General features: G+C 60.0%; 13 protein-coding genes. 4 read left to right on the forward strand and 9 right to left on the reverse strand.

Annotation, left to right across the window (positions count from 1 at the left end; all coding sequences use genetic code 11):
* Positions 1-22: 22 nt before the first annotated feature.
* Positions 23-760, forward strand: a complete 738-nt coding sequence (locus msub_RS10545) for a maleate cis-trans isomerase family protein (protein WP_048495981.1) — start codon at positions 23-25, stop codon at positions 758-760.
* Positions 761-916: 156 nt separating this feature from the next.
* On the forward strand, positions 917-3,487 hold the full coding sequence (locus tag msub_RS10550) for a GcvT family protein (RefSeq protein WP_048497060.1): 2,571 nt from the start codon (positions 917-919) through the stop codon (positions 3,485-3,487).
* 26 nt (positions 3,488-3,513) lie between these two features.
* Here the strand turns inward: msub_RS10550 and msub_RS10555 are convergent, their stop codons facing one another.
* Complete coding sequence (locus tag msub_RS10555; RefSeq protein WP_048495982.1) at positions 3,514-4,896, reverse strand: L-serine ammonia-lyase; 1,383 nt, start codon at positions 4,894-4,896, stop codon at positions 3,514-3,516.
* A 309-nt stretch (positions 4,897-5,205) separates the two neighbouring features.
* Between msub_RS10555 and gbdR the strand changes: the two genes are divergently transcribed.
* On the forward strand, positions 5,206-6,330 hold the full coding sequence (gene gbdR, locus msub_RS10560; RefSeq protein ID WP_048495983.1) for a choline metabolism transcriptional regulator GbdR: 1,125 nt from the start codon (positions 5,206-5,208) through the stop codon (positions 6,328-6,330).
* On the opposite strand, the gene msub_RS10565 is transcribed toward gbdR, so the two are convergent.
* The 8 genes from msub_RS10565 to msub_RS10600 form a co-directional block, all read right to left on the reverse strand.
* A complete protein-coding gene (locus msub_RS10565) occupies positions 6,322-8,058 on the reverse strand; it encodes a formate--tetrahydrofolate ligase (protein WP_048495984.1) in 1,737 nt (578 codons plus the stop codon). The two genes, gbdR and msub_RS10565, sit on opposite strands and share 9 nt — an antisense overlap.
* A complete protein-coding gene (locus tag msub_RS10570; RefSeq protein ID WP_048495985.1) occupies positions 8,055-8,969 on the reverse strand; it encodes a methylenetetrahydrofolate reductase in 915 nt (304 codons plus the stop codon). Before msub_RS10570 ends, msub_RS10565 begins: the two co-directional genes overlap by 4 nt.
* A gap of 66 nt (positions 8,970-9,035) precedes the next feature.
* A complete protein-coding gene (locus msub_RS10575) occupies positions 9,036-10,397 on the reverse strand; it encodes a glycine cleavage T C-terminal barrel domain-containing protein (RefSeq protein ID WP_048495986.1) in 1,362 nt (453 codons plus the stop codon).
* A 116-nt stretch (positions 10,398-10,513) separates the two neighbouring features.
* A complete protein-coding gene (locus msub_RS10580; protein ID WP_048495987.1) occupies positions 10,514-10,969 on the reverse strand; it encodes a DUF4112 domain-containing protein in 456 nt (151 codons plus the stop codon).
* Positions 10,970-10,981: 12 nt separating this feature from the next.
* Positions 10,982-11,629 (reverse strand): DsbA family oxidoreductase, encoded by a 648-nt coding sequence (locus msub_RS10585; protein WP_048495988.1) that lies wholly within the window; start codon positions 11,627-11,629, stop codon positions 10,982-10,984.
* An 11-nt stretch (positions 11,630-11,640) separates the two neighbouring features.
* Positions 11,641-11,973, reverse strand: a complete 333-nt coding sequence (locus msub_RS22135) for a DUF2252 family protein (RefSeq protein WP_048495989.1) — start codon at positions 11,971-11,973, stop codon at positions 11,641-11,643.
* Positions 11,954-12,259 carry a DUF2252 family protein gene (locus msub_RS22140; RefSeq protein WP_048495990.1) on the reverse strand — a complete coding sequence of 102 codons (306 nt, stop codon included), beginning with the start codon at positions 12,257-12,259 and terminating at the stop codon, positions 11,954-11,956. The genes msub_RS22135 and msub_RS22140 overlap by 20 nt, the downstream gene beginning before the upstream one ends.
* A 56-nt stretch (positions 12,260-12,315) precedes the next feature.
* Positions 12,316-13,179: a LysR substrate-binding domain-containing protein gene (locus tag msub_RS10600; RefSeq protein WP_048495991.1), complete on the reverse strand. Its 864-nt coding sequence runs from the start codon at positions 13,177-13,179 to the stop codon at positions 12,316-12,318.
* A gap of 111 nt (positions 13,180-13,290) precedes the next feature.
* On the opposite strand from msub_RS10600, the gene msub_RS10605 reads away from it, so the two are divergent.
* Positions 13,291-14,193, forward strand: coding sequence for a DMT family transporter (locus tag msub_RS10605; protein ID WP_048495992.1), 903 nt, complete (start codon positions 13,291-13,293; stop codon positions 14,191-14,193).
* The last annotated feature ends 6 nt before the right edge of the window (positions 14,194-14,199 follow it).

Here is a 14,199-nt window from a genome sequence, read left to right on the forward strand (position 1 = left end):
ACTGCCAGAGAGGGAGCGATCAATGAACCACGCACCACCTCCAGCCAGGCTCGGATTCCTCTACCCGGGTCACGCGGCCGAAGACGATTATCCCCTGATGGGTTCCATGGTACAGCCCCCGGCTGAGGTCACCCTCATCCACACCGAATTCCTGGAAGACGCCCATACCGTTGAAGCCCTCAGTGAGATGGGCAGCGTCGGCCGACTTTCGCAAGGCGCGGAAGCGCTGGCCGGCTCAGAGATCGAATCGGTGATGTGGACCTCCACCAGCGCCAGCTTTGTACTCGGCCTGGAGGGCATTCGCCAGCAGATCGATGCCCTTGAGAAACTTCTCGGTGTACCCGCGTCCACGACGGCAATGGCGTTTGCCAGAGCGGTTAAAACCATTGACGCAAAACGGGTGGCCATTGCTGCCACCTATCCGAAAGACGTCGCACAGCGATTCCGGGAATTCCTCCAGCATTTCGATATTGAAGTGGTGCACCTGGCAAGTCGCGGCATAATCACGGCGGCCGAGGTGGGTACTCTGGGGAAGGACGAGGTGATCAACTTCGCACTGGCAAACACAAGGGAAGACGCCGATGCGCTGCTCATTCCCGACACCGCCCTCCACTCTGCCGCCTGGCTGACCGATCTGGAACAGGCCACCGGAAAACCGGTGCTAACCGCCAATCAGGTCAGCTTCTGGGAGGCCCTGAGACTATGTGGCAAGCTGACACCTCAATCAGGGCTTGGGCATCTGTTTGAAGAAGCCCCCTGACACCAACACAAAACCCGCACTCCCGGCCCTGCCGTTTTTGGACGGCTCGGTGTCGTATTGGATTTACCTGCCCTGAGCAATTAGAGCCACATTGACTATAGGCCCTGCCCGGTATGCGGCATGGTGGCGTTCATTGCAGGTAAAGGGGATCCAAACATGGCACAACTACCGAAACGGGCAAAAGTTGTCATCATTGGCCAGGGCGGTATCGTTGGCTCGTCGGTAGCGCACCACCTGATCGAGCAGGGCTGGGATGACATCGTGGGTCTGGAAAAATCCGCCATTCCCTCAGATATCAGTTCCACCTCCCACGCTTCGGATTTCTGCTTCACCACCTCCCACGACAAGCTGAACATATACACCACCAAATACAGCCAGGCGTTTTATGAAAAACGCGGCAATTACGTGAAATGCGGCGGCATGGAAGTGGCCCGTTCTGATGACGACGAGCGAATGGACGAGCTTCGTCGCAAGGTGGGTTCCGGAAAAGCGTTCGGCACCAATGTCAGCATGATCTCGCCCAAACAGGCAAAGGAGCTGTTTCCATTACTGGACGAAAGTCAGATACAGGGCGCGATGTGGGACCCGGATGCCGGGCTGGTGGTGCCCCGCTCCCAGAGTGTTGCCGGCGACCTGGTGGAAGAAGCCGTGGCCACCGGCAAACTGCAGGCCTTTGCTTACACACCGGCCATCCGCATTGATGTCCAGGACGGCCGGGTGCGCGGCGTTGAGACCCACAAGGGCTACATTGAGACCGAGTACGTGGTTCTCTCCATGGGCATCTGGGGGCCCCTGATGGCCAACACCGCCAACGCTCCCCTGCCCCTGATGCCATTGGAGCATCCGTTGCTGTTTTTCGGCCCCTACGAAGAGCTCAATGGCACCGGCAAGCAGATCGTTTATCCGTTGTTCCGCGACCAGGGCAACTCCGCCTATGTGCGGGACACCGGCGACCCAACCACCACCGAAGGCGGCCGTATCGAATGGGGCTATTACGAAGCGGAGAACCCACGGCTGGTATACCCCGGTGCCATTGCGGAGCCCGGTGATGCGCGGATGTCCCCCTCAATGCGGGATCTTTCACTGGACCAGGTCATGGACGCCTATGAAAAGGCCATTGAGATGACTCCGATCCTCGGCGAGCTGGGGTGGGAGGAGAAACACTCGTTCAATGGTCTGCTCTCGGTCACGCCGGATGGCGGTTCACTGATGGGCGAATCCCCGGAAGTTAGAAACCTGTGGTTCTGTGAGGCAGTCTGGGTCAAGGACGGTCCCGGAGCCGGCAAGATACTGGCGGACTGGATGACCCATGGCTCCCCAGAGATGGATCCCCACAGTATCGATATCGCCCGCCATTACCCACTGCAGAAAACCCCGGACTTCGTGTACAACCGCTGCTACGAAACGGCGAAAAAGATCTACACCCCTGCGGTTCACCCGCGGGAGCCCTACCTTACCGGCCGCAAGATGCGAACCAGCCCGTTCTACCTGCGAGAAGTCGAATTGGGCGCCTACTTCATGGAGGCCGCTGGCTGGGAGCGTGCCCACGGGTATGCGGCCAACGAGTCTACTCTGCTGGCGAAATACCGCGACCGAATACCAGTACGAGAGCACGAATGGGACGCCCGGCATTTCTGGGAGGTTTCCAACGCCGAGCAGTTGGAGATGAGCGAATCCGTGGGCATGATCAATCTCTCCCATTTCGCCATTTTTGACATCTCTGGCGACGACGCGGAATCGCTGCTGGAATACCTGTCGGTCGCCAAAGTAGGTGACACCACGCCCCACGGCAAAGGTGTCTACACCCACTTCCTCGACGGCCGCGGGGGCGTGCGCTCAGACCTGACGATCATTCGGCGGGGCGAGAAAAACTATCGAGTCGTCTGCGGCGGCGATACCGGCCACCGGGACTACTGCTGGATCACCCGCATGGCCCGGGAGAAGGGGCTAGACAACATCCAGTTGCGGGACCGCACGGATGATCTGGCGACCCTGGGACTCTGGGGCCCCAAAGCCCGGGAGACACTGGCGCAGTTTGTTACCGACCCGAACCAATTGTCCGCAGACAACTTCCCATTCGCCACTGCACAGGACCTTAACATCCAGGGCGTTCCGGTCTGGGCCTTCCGGATATCCTACGTTGGCGAGCAGGGCTGGGAGCTCTATTTCCCGTTCAGCTATGGTTTGAGAATCTGGGACCTGCTCTATGATGCGGGCGTTACGCCGGTGGGCATCGAAACCTACGCCAACACCCGGCGCCTGGAGAAAAGCCTGCGGCTACAGAACGTGGACCTGGAAACAGAATACAACCTTTACGAAGCGGGCTTGCAACGGCCCAAGGTCAAGGAAGCGGATTTCCACGGCAAAACCGCTTACCTGGAACAGCGGGGATTATCCCGGCAACCGGCCTACCTGTGCACCATGACCATGGCAGAGCACAGCGATGCAAATGGCGTTCTGCGCTATCCGGTCGGCCAGTGGCCGATTCTGGATCCGCAAACCGGTGAAGTGCTGGTGGATAGCCACGGGCGCCGGTCCTACAACACCAGTGTGGCCTGGGGGCCTTCGGTGGGCAAGATCATCCTGCTGGGCTACATCCCAGCCGAGTACGCCCAGGAAGGCCGTGAACTGACCCTGGAATACTTTCAGGAACACTACCCGGTCCGCATCGAAGCGGTGGGTTACCGGGCGCTGTTTGATCCGGACAACGAACGGGTCAAATCCTGACCGGATTCAGCGAAGAGGCGCGACGGTCAGCACTCGATGATGTTGACCGCAAGGCCTCCCCTGGAGGTTTCCTTGTATTTATCCAGCATATCGCGACCGGTTTCCCGCATGGTGTGCAGCACCTTGTCCAGGGAAACGTAATGCTTGCCGTCTCCCCTCAGGGCCATGATGGCGGCATCGATAGCCTTCACCGAGGCCATGGCATTGCGCTCGATGCAGGGAATCTGCACCAGCCCACCGATGGGGTCGCACGTCATGCCCAAATGATGCTCCATGCCGATTTCCGCGGCATTTTCTACCTGTTCCGGTGAGCCGCCCGTCGCCGCTGCGAGTCCGGCTGCGGCCATGGCACAGGCCGACCCCACCTCGCCCTGGCAGCCCACCTCGGCTCCGGATATGGACGCATTTTCCTTGAACAGCACGCCAATGGCGCCAGCAGTGAGCATAAAACGCACAATGCCGTCTTCGTCCGCCCGGGGGCAGAACCCCCAGTAATAGTGAAGTACCGCCGGGATAATCCCTGCGGCGCCATTGGTGGGCGCTGTCACAATCCGCCCGCCGGCGGCGTTTTCTTCGTTCACGGCCAGGGCATAAAGATTCACCCAGTCCAGCGCACTCAGGGAGGGTGAAATCAGATCCACCCGCTGCTTGTCCATCAACGACCGATACAGGGACGCGGCCCTGCGCCGAACCTTGAGGCCACCGGGCAACTCGCCCTCATGCTGAACGCCCTTCTGCACGCACTCCCGCATGACCTGCCATAGTGCCAGGATGCCACTACGCACCTCATCTTGCGTGCGCCAGGCCTGTTCGTTGGCATACATGATGTCGGCGATGGCCAGCTCGTGTTCCCGGCACAGCGCCAGCAACGCCCTGGCACTGCTGAAAGGGTATGGCTGCGGGGTGGCATCCTCGCGAACTTTAAGGGTGCCGTCAGCGGTTGCATCCACCACGAACCCGCCGCCTACAGAATAATAGGTCTTTTCGTACAGACACTGTCCATCCCGGCCGAACGCCTGACAGGTCATGCCGATGGGATGTTCGGGAAGTGATTTGCGGCGGTAGTAGACCAGATCGGTATTTTCACGGAACCGAACGGCCCGCTGCCCTTCAATGGAGAGGGTTCCACAGTTGCGGATCTGCTCAATGCGGGCCGGCATTACCTCGGGGTTAATCGTGTCTGGTCGCTCACCTTCCAGCCCCATCATTATCGCAGGGCCGGTGCCATGCCCCTTGCCGGTAGCGCCGAGCGACCCGTAAAGGGACACCTTAAGCCGGCCAACGGAAGAAAGCAGACCTTCCTTCACAAGAGTCCCGGCAAACCTTCTGGCCGCTTCCATGGGCCCCACCGTGTGCGAACTGGAGGGGCCAATACCAACCTTGAACAGCTCAAACAGACTGACTGCCACTGTGAGTCTCCTGTTGAAGAACGTGATTCAACAGTAGCGCTAATCGAGGCCAATCACATGCTTTGTGGCGACACGGAAACGATGATTTCCGACAGCGGGACAGGTCGCGCTGAGTCCATCCTGGCGTGCTCCGTGTCGCATGTGGACCATCCGCATATCCGCCCCCATCATAGAATGAAAGAAGTATAGAACTGATCACTTATTGCACGACCCAGATACAACAGCTAGTGTTCAGGTTGTGGTGGTCGGTACGGACATCCCGGGTATTGGCCGGCGCAACTGGCCCAGGCAGGGCAAAGGGGGTTGTTTATGACCACTGATACCGGCTCGCAATCGGACAGGCCCAGCCAGCAGCCCTATCGGGTCGGCTTCCTGCTGATTGACAACTTTACCCTGATTGCCCTTGCCACTGCGGTTGAACCCCTGCGGGTGGCCAACCAGTTGGCGGGCACCGAACTCTATTCCTGGAAGCTGCTTACCGCCGAGGGCGGCTACGCCCGCGCCAGTGACGGCATCACCATGGTTCCGGATGCCTCCCTTCAGGAGGAGCACAGCCTCGACCTGGTCATTGTTGTTGCCGGCATTGATGTCACCCGCAGTTTTTCACGCCATGAAGTCCAATGGCTTAAACAGATGGCGCGGCGGCATGTCCTGATGGGGGCGGTCTGTACCGGGCCTTACGTACTGGCCAGTGCCGGATTGCTGGACGGTTATGCCTGCAGTGCCCACTGGGAATGTCTGGAAGCCATGCAGGAAGACTTTCCAAGGGTTCAGACCAACAACCACCTGTTTACCGTCGAGCGTGAACGCATGACCTGCACCGGTGGCACTGTACCCATGCACATGATGCTCAGCTTCCTGGGCCGGCGGCATGGCCAGGAACTGAGCAATGCTGTCTCCCACATGTTTGTCTGCGACCGGGTCCGGGAGGAACGGGAACAACAGCCCATGCCCATGCACCCGGGCCTGGCCCGGGCGCAACCCAAGCTGGCGGAAGCGGCCCAGCTTATGGAAGCCAATATCGAAGAGCCGATTGAACTGCATGAAGTGGCAACCCTGGCCGGAATCTCTCGCCGGCAACTGGAACGACTGTTCCTGAAGCATATGGGGTGCACGCCCTCGCGCTATTACCTGCGGGTGCGCCTGAACCGGGCGCGCCGGTTGCTCAAGCAGACGTCCTGTTCCATTGTCGAGATTGCCTCCATGTGCGGCTTTGTCTCCGCCACTCACTTCAGTCGCTGCTACCGAAAGACCATGGGGCGGGCTCCCAAATATGAACGGATGGAAACCTTCGCGCCGGTCAGCTCTGATGGTCCGCTGACCGACACCATGGCCAGCCTGCCGTCTGCTTCCCTGCAAGCCCTGAAACGGGCCCGGACCGAGCCCACCTACGGAACCTTTGAGGATTCCCCCGGGCACCCGGTCTCAGGTTAACCCCACCACGAGGCCGTTGTCGTCCAGGGCAATGTCCAGAGCGGCAGGCCGCCGCGGCAGCCCCGGCATGGTCATGATATCGCCACAGACCGCCACCACGAATCCGGCTCCGGCCGCCAGCCGCACTTCCCTGACAGGCAGCATATGCCCGGACGGGGCGCCCTTTACCGACGAGTCCACCGAGAAGCTGTACTGGGTCTTGGCAATGCACACCGGCAGGTGGCCGAACCCCAGGCTCTCGTATTCCTCCAGCTGTCGTTTGGCGATCGATGTAAACTCAACGCTTCCGGCATGGTAAATACGGGTGGCAATGGTCCGGATCTTGTCCGCCAGGGGCAGGCTGTCCTCATAGAGGAATTTCACCTCCGGTTTGCCCTCATCCATCTGGTCCAGCACCGCCTGGGCCAGTTCGGTGGCGCCCTCGCCACCGGTTGCCCAGTGGTCGGCCGACACTGCCCGCACGCCCAACTCCTCGCTGATGGACTGGACCAGTGCCATCTCTTCCTCGGCGTCATCCGGGAAGCGGTTGATGCACACCACCGGAGTCAGACCAAACTGCTGCAGGTTGCGGATATGCCGCTCCAGATTGGCAGCCCCCCTGCGCAGCGCCGCCAGGTCGGGAATCGCCAGTTGGCTGCGGGCAATGCCGCCCTGCATTTTAAGGGCCCGAATGGTGCAGACCACCACCGCGGCATCCGGGCGCAAGCCCGTGTGCCGGCACTTGATATCAATGAACTTTTCCGCGCCCAGGTCGGCGCCGAATCCGGCCTCGGTAACCACCACGTCATTCAGCGCAAGGGCAGCGCGGGTTGCGGTGACGGAATTGCATCCGTGGGCGATGTTGGCAAAGGGGCCGCCATGAATAAACACCGGATTATGCTCCAGACTCTGCACCAGGTTCGGGTGTAACGCGTCCTTCAACAGCACGGTCAGCGAACCTTCCACGCCCAGGTCACGGACGGTCACCGGCGACATGTCAGGCCGCCGGCCAACGATAATATTTCCCAACCGCTGCTTCAGATCCGCACGTCCGTCCGCCAGGCACAGAATCGCCATGATCTCGGAAGACACAGTGATATCAAACCCGGTCTCCCGGGGCACGCCATGGGCGGCGCCGCCCAGCCCGGATACCACGTTGCGCAGGGAACGATCGGTCAGGTCCAGAACCCGTCGCCAGCTCACATGGCGAGGATCCAGGCCGGCTTCGTTTCCCCAGTGCATGTGGTTATCAATCAGCGAAGCCAGGAGATTATGAGCGGTTGAAATGGCATGGAAGTCACCATTGAAATGCAGATTGATGTCTTCCATTGGAATCACCTGGGCCCGGCCTCCGCCGGCAGCCCCACCCTTCATGCCAAAGCAGGGCCCCAGGGACGGCTCCCGCAGACACACGGAGGAGCGGACACCCAGCCGGTTCAGGCCATCGTTCAGCCCGACACTGGTTGTGGTTTTCCCCTCGCCCGCCGGCGTCGGTGTAATGGCGGTCACGAGCACCAGTTTGCCTCTGGGGGCAGAGTCGGACGTATCCACATACGCCATGTCCAGCTTTGCCTTGTAGTGGCCAAAGGGCACCAGGCTCTCTGCCGGCAAGCCAAAACGCTGCTGCGCCAGCAGAAGTATCGATTGGGGCTGGACCGAACGGGCAATCTCGATATCCGGAGTACCCGGCGGCAGAAACTCCGCCGGCGCTGGCGTGTCGGGTGTCAGTTTATTGTACTGAAGACTCATGGCACTGCCTCCCTCTTGTCCTCAAAGGACCCACTGTGATCCCGAATCCATTGCGCTGACTGGCGCAGGCCTCCGAACGGAAACAGATGAATGCCGCGCAGTAGAGTCTCCGGATTTTCCAGGCAATACCGCACCAGTGCCCGGACCAAATCGTCGGGTTTCCAGGCACCCAGCATCCGGGCACTGCCAGGGCGACGAAGCAGCATACGTGCGGATGCGCCTACCCCACACATGGCTGCATAAGCGATAAGCGTTTTAACCCGCGTTGGGCCCGCCATGCCGATATAGACAGGCACCTCTTCGAGCACGTTGCCCAGGCCCTGCAGCCAGTCAATCACCACCTCGGCATCGAAGGTGAACTGAGTAACCACCCAGAGTCTCGTGGCGGTCGTACGGGCGTAGTCACGCTTGATGCTCAATGCCTGTGTCAGGGTTGCCCGATCTGCCATGGGATGCCCGTCCGGATGAGCCGCAACCCCGATACCGTGGAACCGGAACTGGGCCAGCAACCCCGATTCGAGCACGGCCAGGGTGTCGGGGAAAGGCCCGGCCACCGCATCGCTGTCGCCCGCAATCAGCAGCAAACGGTCCACCCCGCTTTCATTCAGTTGGGCCAACCAGTCCCGCAGCTGCTCTCGGCTCTGGGCCATTCGGGCAGGCACATGCGGCACTGGTTGCATACCCAGAGCCAGCAGACGACGGGAGGCTTCCAGCGTGTCCCTGAACTGCCCCCTGGGCAGGAAGGGTACGTAAACGCAGGTGCGCGCCGGCAGAAGGTCCGGCAGATGCTCTGTCGTCAAGATCTGGCGGGGTGTCGCCTCGATGGACGCCGAGCGCACCAGATCACGAAACCGTTCTGCTGCCTCCTCATCGGGCCGATTGAATGCCTGCCTTTCGCTCACCAGTGTCATAAACCGCGCACCCCATTGCCAACGGTGTTTACCCGACAGCTGCTATCGCCGGCTCTTCCCGTTCTGTTAATCGGCGAAGTCGATTCCCTTGGCCCGGGCTCTTTCGCGGGCGTTGGGATTCACCGAGGGCCGGAAGGGTACTTCCACCACCTCCGCCTCCACAGCGGTTGAGCCGTCCGCGGCGGCGTATTCCACCGGAAGATGCACGGTCAGCCGCGTGCCGACAGCTCGAAGGTCAAACGGCACGTAAGCCAGCGCGATGTTGGTCTCAAGTTCCGGCGAGTACCAGGGGGAGGTAACATAGCCTTCCGGTTCGCCGCCATCCGGGCCGCTGATCAGCCAGAAATCATTGGAGTAATCGGTCACCTTGCTACCGCCAAAGCGGATGCCCACCATGATGTGGCTGAAAGGCGGACGACCGGCATCCAGCTGCTCACGGACCTTCTCAAGCTTTTGCTTGCCGATGTAATCGGCCTCCTTGTTGCGCGGCACCTGGTAGGCCAGGTTGCACTGGAACGGCAGGGTTTCCTGATCCACATCCTGCCCCCAGGACAGAATGCCCGCGGCAATCCGGCGATGGTGGGCAGGCGCTATAACCCGCAGGTTGTGGGGTTCGCCGGCGGCAAGCACGGTGTACCACAGATCCTCGGCGTATTTGGTCGCCTCCTTGAGGTAGATCTCGTAGCCTTTCTCTCCGGTAAAGCCGGTCTGGGAAACAATCACGTCGTGGCCGGCCACCTGGCCTTCCATCAAGCCGTAGTAGGGAATGCCCCGAACCGCTTCGCCAAACAGATCGGCCATGAGCGCTTCGGACTTGGGGCCCTGAATCTGCACCGGTGCCACATCAATTTCCGCGATGGTGACATTGAAGCCCATGCCGATGTTTACGCCCCGCATCCAGAGCTCCAGATCGCTGTCAGAAAGCGAGAACCAGAACTCATCTTCGGCGATCCGCAGTAGAACAGGGTCATTGATGATGCCGCCCTCTTCATTGCACAGAATGACGTACTTGCCACGCATGGGCTTGATTTTGGTCGCATCCCGGGTGATCACGTAATTCACGAAGCGTTCTGCATCCGGGCCTTTGACCTGGATCTGACGCTCAACCGCCACGTTCCACATGGTGACGTCGTGGATCAGCGACTCGTACTCCAGCATGGCACCACCGTCTTCGGGTCGAACATAGCCCCGGGGATGGTACATACGGTTGTAGACCGTCGCCCGCCAACAACCGGCCTCATAGGCCAGATGCCAATACGGCGACTTGCGGACCCGCGTGGAAATCAGCATCTCCACCGGAGTGGGGCCAGATTGGCGCAGGTTGATGGGAACACGTCGATCAGACTGGTCGACGCTGTCAGGGTGGCGTGCAGCACCGGCCCGTTGTTGTGGATAATCCAGAAGTGCTTGCTCGAATTTAACAGCCATTGCTATCTCCCCCTTGCCGGGTTGTTGATAGCCCTAATGTGGCCGTCTTTGAGTTTTAAGGAAGGAACCAATACGACACTGAGTCGACTAAAAGCGTCAGAGGAATCCCGGCCGCTCTATAGAACCAGCGCCAGCCCACCCGTAACAACAGCGAACAGAATCGATAGCCAGATTACGGTCATCCAGGGGAAAGGCGGTGGGGGTGGCTCAATCGCCAATTCCTTTTCCAGGTAGTTTCTCAGCAAGCGGGTGTTACGGGTGTTGGCTTTGTACACGGCATCAAAGGCATCGCCCACCACCGGCAACAGGCCACCGACAAAGTCGATGCCCATATTGCGCAGCATCTGTAGCTTCACCGCCTTACTGGCGCCGGCCCGCTGCGCCTCAAGCAGCACATAGCCGGACAGGATCAGACCGGCCGCATCACCCACCACCGGCAACAAGCCGATAACCGCGTCCGCACCAACCCTAATCCTGGTAAAGGGGATACCGATGCTGCTCTCCGTCAGCCGGCTGAACTTGTCGAGCCGCGCCAGTCTGGCCCGCTGTTGGACTTCGGAAGGTTTCGGCATGACGTCTCCAGTTCACTCGGACTTTGTACCAATTTCCTCAAACGCCTGCACCAGTGTATCCGGTTCCTGGGCTCCGGAGATGAGATACTTGCCGTTAATGATAAATGCCGGCACCGCCGAAACACCCGCCTGCTGGTATGTGAGTTCGTCTTCCCGCACCATTTTGGCGTAGTCATCCGACTTCAGCACTTCCCGGGCTTTTGCCGAATCCAGCCCCAGGCCGTCGACGCATCGAATCAGGTTCTGGTGGTCTGAGACGTCCTCGGCACGGCCGAAATAGGCGTCAAACAGTGCCTGTTTCATCTCCGTTTGGCGGCCTTGTTCGCCGGCCCATTTCACCAATCGATGGGCGTCAAAGGTGTTGCAGGTGAAGCGCTCCTGCATTCTTTCAAAGTTAAGACCGAGATCTTTCGCAATGGTCATCATCTGGCTCTGGGTCGCGCGCATCTCCTCCTCACTTCGCCCGTATTTTCGGGCCAAAGCGGGAAGGATCGGCCCTCCTTCTCCACTGTGATCCGGGTTCAGTTCAAACGCATGCCACTGAACACTAAACTCATATTCAGAGGCCAGCTGCTCCATGGCTCGCTCCAGGCGGGCATAGCCAATGGCACACCAGGGGCAGGCAATGTCGGAAACAATGTCGATGTGGATCTTCTTCATGTCGAATCCTGTCAGTTGGTGGACGGGGCAAAGGCGTCAAGAAATGTCTGGAAATCCTGCGCTACACATTCCGAATAGTGGGTGGCAATCGCCGACACCAGGGTAACGAATTCGCTTTCCCGGTCTTTTGTCAGCTGTTTCAGGGTCTGGTCAAACAAAAAGGGCTCATCCGGATTAACTGAGCGGCTGGCGCGCTTGTGCTCGGTGGCCAGAACCTCGCCCCAGGTGCCTGCCATTTTCAAAAAGTGCTTCTTCTTGTCAAATTTGTCGGTCGGAAAGTCATCTTTGAACGGCGACCGTTCCCTGACCGAGAAGACTGCACCGTCAAGTTCCAGCCAGCCCATAAATCACCTCGCCGTCGTGATTGGCGAAGGCGCCGAAGTTACAGACATGGGCATCACCCTGTATCCAGGTCTGGGTGCCGGCCACCCCGCCAAACAGAGCAAACCGCCAATCGTTATACATGTCCTGCCAGAACAGATGGCTGGTACCACGGAAAAACCGGTAGGGCGCTTCAGCCATTGCCGCAAACTTTTTCTTGCGGGCCGGTGCATCAAGCTCGGCGTTGTTCTCGTTGATCGCTTGAATGACCTGTTGATCGCGATTATGAAGCGTCAGCTCCTTGATCATATTCAGCTCTCTTGGGAAGTTTTCGCACATTAAATCCAGCCTAACACGGAGGCCGGTCAGGCATCTCCCGCAAGATGTTCCCGAATCAGCTCCGCCATCTGCCGGGCAGGTTCAGTGGGGCGGCCCGATGGCCGGTGCAGGGCCATCTCGATGGATTGCAGGGCCGGCATACCGCTTCTCTCGTCCAGGACACGTAACTGGGGGGTGAGCATGTCGCGGGTTACCGGTACTACCGCCAATCCGGCCACAACAACAGGCATCAGCCCGGTCATGGACTGGCTGGAATAAGCCAGACGCCATTGCCGGCCCGCAGCAAGCAGGGCCTGCTCGGCCACCTCCCGGAAAACATCGGCACCCGGGGAGTAAAGCGCGAGAGGAATCGGATCGGTCAGGGATGGCTGTTTCTCTGCACCCACGGCCCAAACCAGTGGTTCCCGCCGGATAACCTCGCCACCGGGAGAGCGGGTCTGACGGGTCACAACCGCCAGATCCAGCTCACCGGCCTGCACCTGCTCCAGCAGCCTGACACTGGAGCCACAGATAACCTGCAGCTGAACCGCCGGAAATAGCTGGCTGAAGTGGGAAAGAACGGAGGTCAGTAAAAACGCATAGTCTTCCGGAATGCCCAGACTCAGTTGCCCCGAAACCCGGCGCTGCCGCAGAGAATCCAGTGCCTCGTTGTTCAGGGCCAGCATCTTCCGGGCGTAGCCGATCAGCTGCTCACCCTCTGAGGTGAACCGTATACGCCGGCCCTCTCGCTCGTGGAGGGGCACCTCCAACAAGGCTTCCAGGCGATGCAACTGCATGCTTACGGTTGACTGGGTATAAGCAAGCCGGTCAGCCGCCGCGGTAACCGTTCCGGTATCGGCAATGGCCACCAGCGTTTGCAGCACGTTCAGATCGAGAATCCGGGGACGCAAATCATCACCTCCTGTGATGTTTTTGATCAAAAACTGTTGTTTTTGTGATGCTTAAACCGAGTATATCCTCCCACTGTCAGATCGCAACACACCAGCAAAAGAGGACTGCCCATGAGGATTCTTGACGCGACCATCCGTCTGCCCAACATCCTGAGCATCATCGCGGCTCTGGTTGCCGTTGTGCTTTGGGCGATGGCCCCCTTGCTGGTCGATGCAGCCCAGTCCATCCCGCCCTTCCAGCTTACGACCATCGCCCTGATCAGTGGCGCACTGGCCGTGCTGCCCATGAGTTTCCGGGGCCGCGAAGCGCACAGATCCGTGAAAGTGTCCTGGCAATGGAAACTGGTGATTTTCGGGCTTGTGCCGTTGCTGGTACTGGGGGCAGTCGGCGCCTATCTGGTAGGTTTGAGCATTGCGCCTACTGCAGAGGCATCACTGATCACCTATACCTGGCCGGTCATGTTCATCCTGATCAGCCAGTGGGCTTTCCATCGGCGGATTGCCCTGCCGGTAATCGCGGGAGCGTTGATCGCCTTTTCCGGTGCGGCCTTATTGCTGGGTCCGGAAGTTCTGAGCAATGGTTCCTCAGGCAACCTGACCGGCTACGGGCTGGCTCTTCTGGCCGGGGCCTGCTGGGCCCTGTATTCGTGGATCTGCCAGGCAACACCCGTGGCGATCGCGCCGGTAATGCCGGGCCTGTTCCTTCTGGCAGCCGCCGGAGCGGCAGCCGCAGATACCGTTTCCGGCTCTGCCCATGCGCTGCCTTCAGGAACCGCGCTCGCCGCTGGTGTCGCCCTGGGCCTGGGGCCATACGGCCTCGCCATGGTGGCCTGGGATCTGGCGTTGAGGAAAGGCCCTACGGCCCTGGTGGGCAGCCTCGCTTACGCGGTGCCAGTGCTGGCCGCTCTGTTCCTGGTATTGGCCGGCATTGCCGCGCCAGACTGGCGGCTTCCGCTGGCGGCGATGCTGGTGGTTCTGGGTTCGCTGGTGGCATCCAGCCGCCGGCGGGCCTGAACCGGA

Source organism: Marinobacter subterrani (genome assembly GCF_001045555.1).
GTDB lineage: Bacteria > Pseudomonadota > Gammaproteobacteria > Pseudomonadales > Oleiphilaceae > Marinobacter > Marinobacter subterrani.

What these genes read in the sequence shown, in the direction of transcription:
- msub_RS10570 (WP_048495985.1), bottom strand. Translation starts at nt 8,969, where the DNA reads ATGACACTGGTGAGCGAAAGGCAGGCATTCAATCGGCCCGATGAGGAG.
- msub_RS10605 (WP_048495992.1), top strand. Translation starts at nt 13,291, where the DNA reads ATGAGGATTCTTGACGCGACCATCCGTCTGCCCAACATCCTGAGCATC.
- msub_RS10580 (WP_048495987.1), bottom strand. Translation starts at nt 10,969, where the DNA reads ATGCCGAAACCTTCCGAAGTCCAACAGCGGGCCAGACTGGCGCGGCTC.
- msub_RS10545 (WP_048495981.1), top strand. Translation starts at nt 23, where the DNA reads ATGAACCACGCACCACCTCCAGCCAGGCTCGGATTCCTCTACCCGGGT.
- msub_RS10565 (WP_048495984.1), bottom strand. Translation starts at nt 8,058, where the DNA reads ATGAGTCTTCAGTACAATAAACTGACACCCGACACGCCAGCGCCGGCG.
- msub_RS22140 (WP_048495990.1), bottom strand. Translation starts at nt 12,259, where the DNA reads ATGATCAAGGAGCTGACGCTTCATAATCGCGATCAACAGGTCATTCAA.
- msub_RS10575 (WP_048495986.1), bottom strand. Translation starts at nt 10,397, where the DNA reads ATGGCTGTTAAATTCGAGCAAGCACTTCTGGATTATCCACAACAACGG.
- gbdR (WP_048495983.1), top strand. Translation starts at nt 5,206, where the DNA reads ATGACCACTGATACCGGCTCGCAATCGGACAGGCCCAGCCAGCAGCCC.
- msub_RS10550 (WP_048497060.1), top strand. Translation starts at nt 917, where the DNA reads ATGGCACAACTACCGAAACGGGCAAAAGTTGTCATCATTGGCCAGGGC.
- msub_RS22135 (WP_048495989.1), bottom strand. Translation starts at nt 11,973, where the DNA reads ATGGGCTGGCTGGAACTTGACGGTGCAGTCTTCTCGGTCAGGGAACGG.
- msub_RS10585 (WP_048495988.1), bottom strand. Translation starts at nt 11,629, where the DNA reads ATGAAGAAGATCCACATCGACATTGTTTCCGACATTGCCTGCCCCTGG.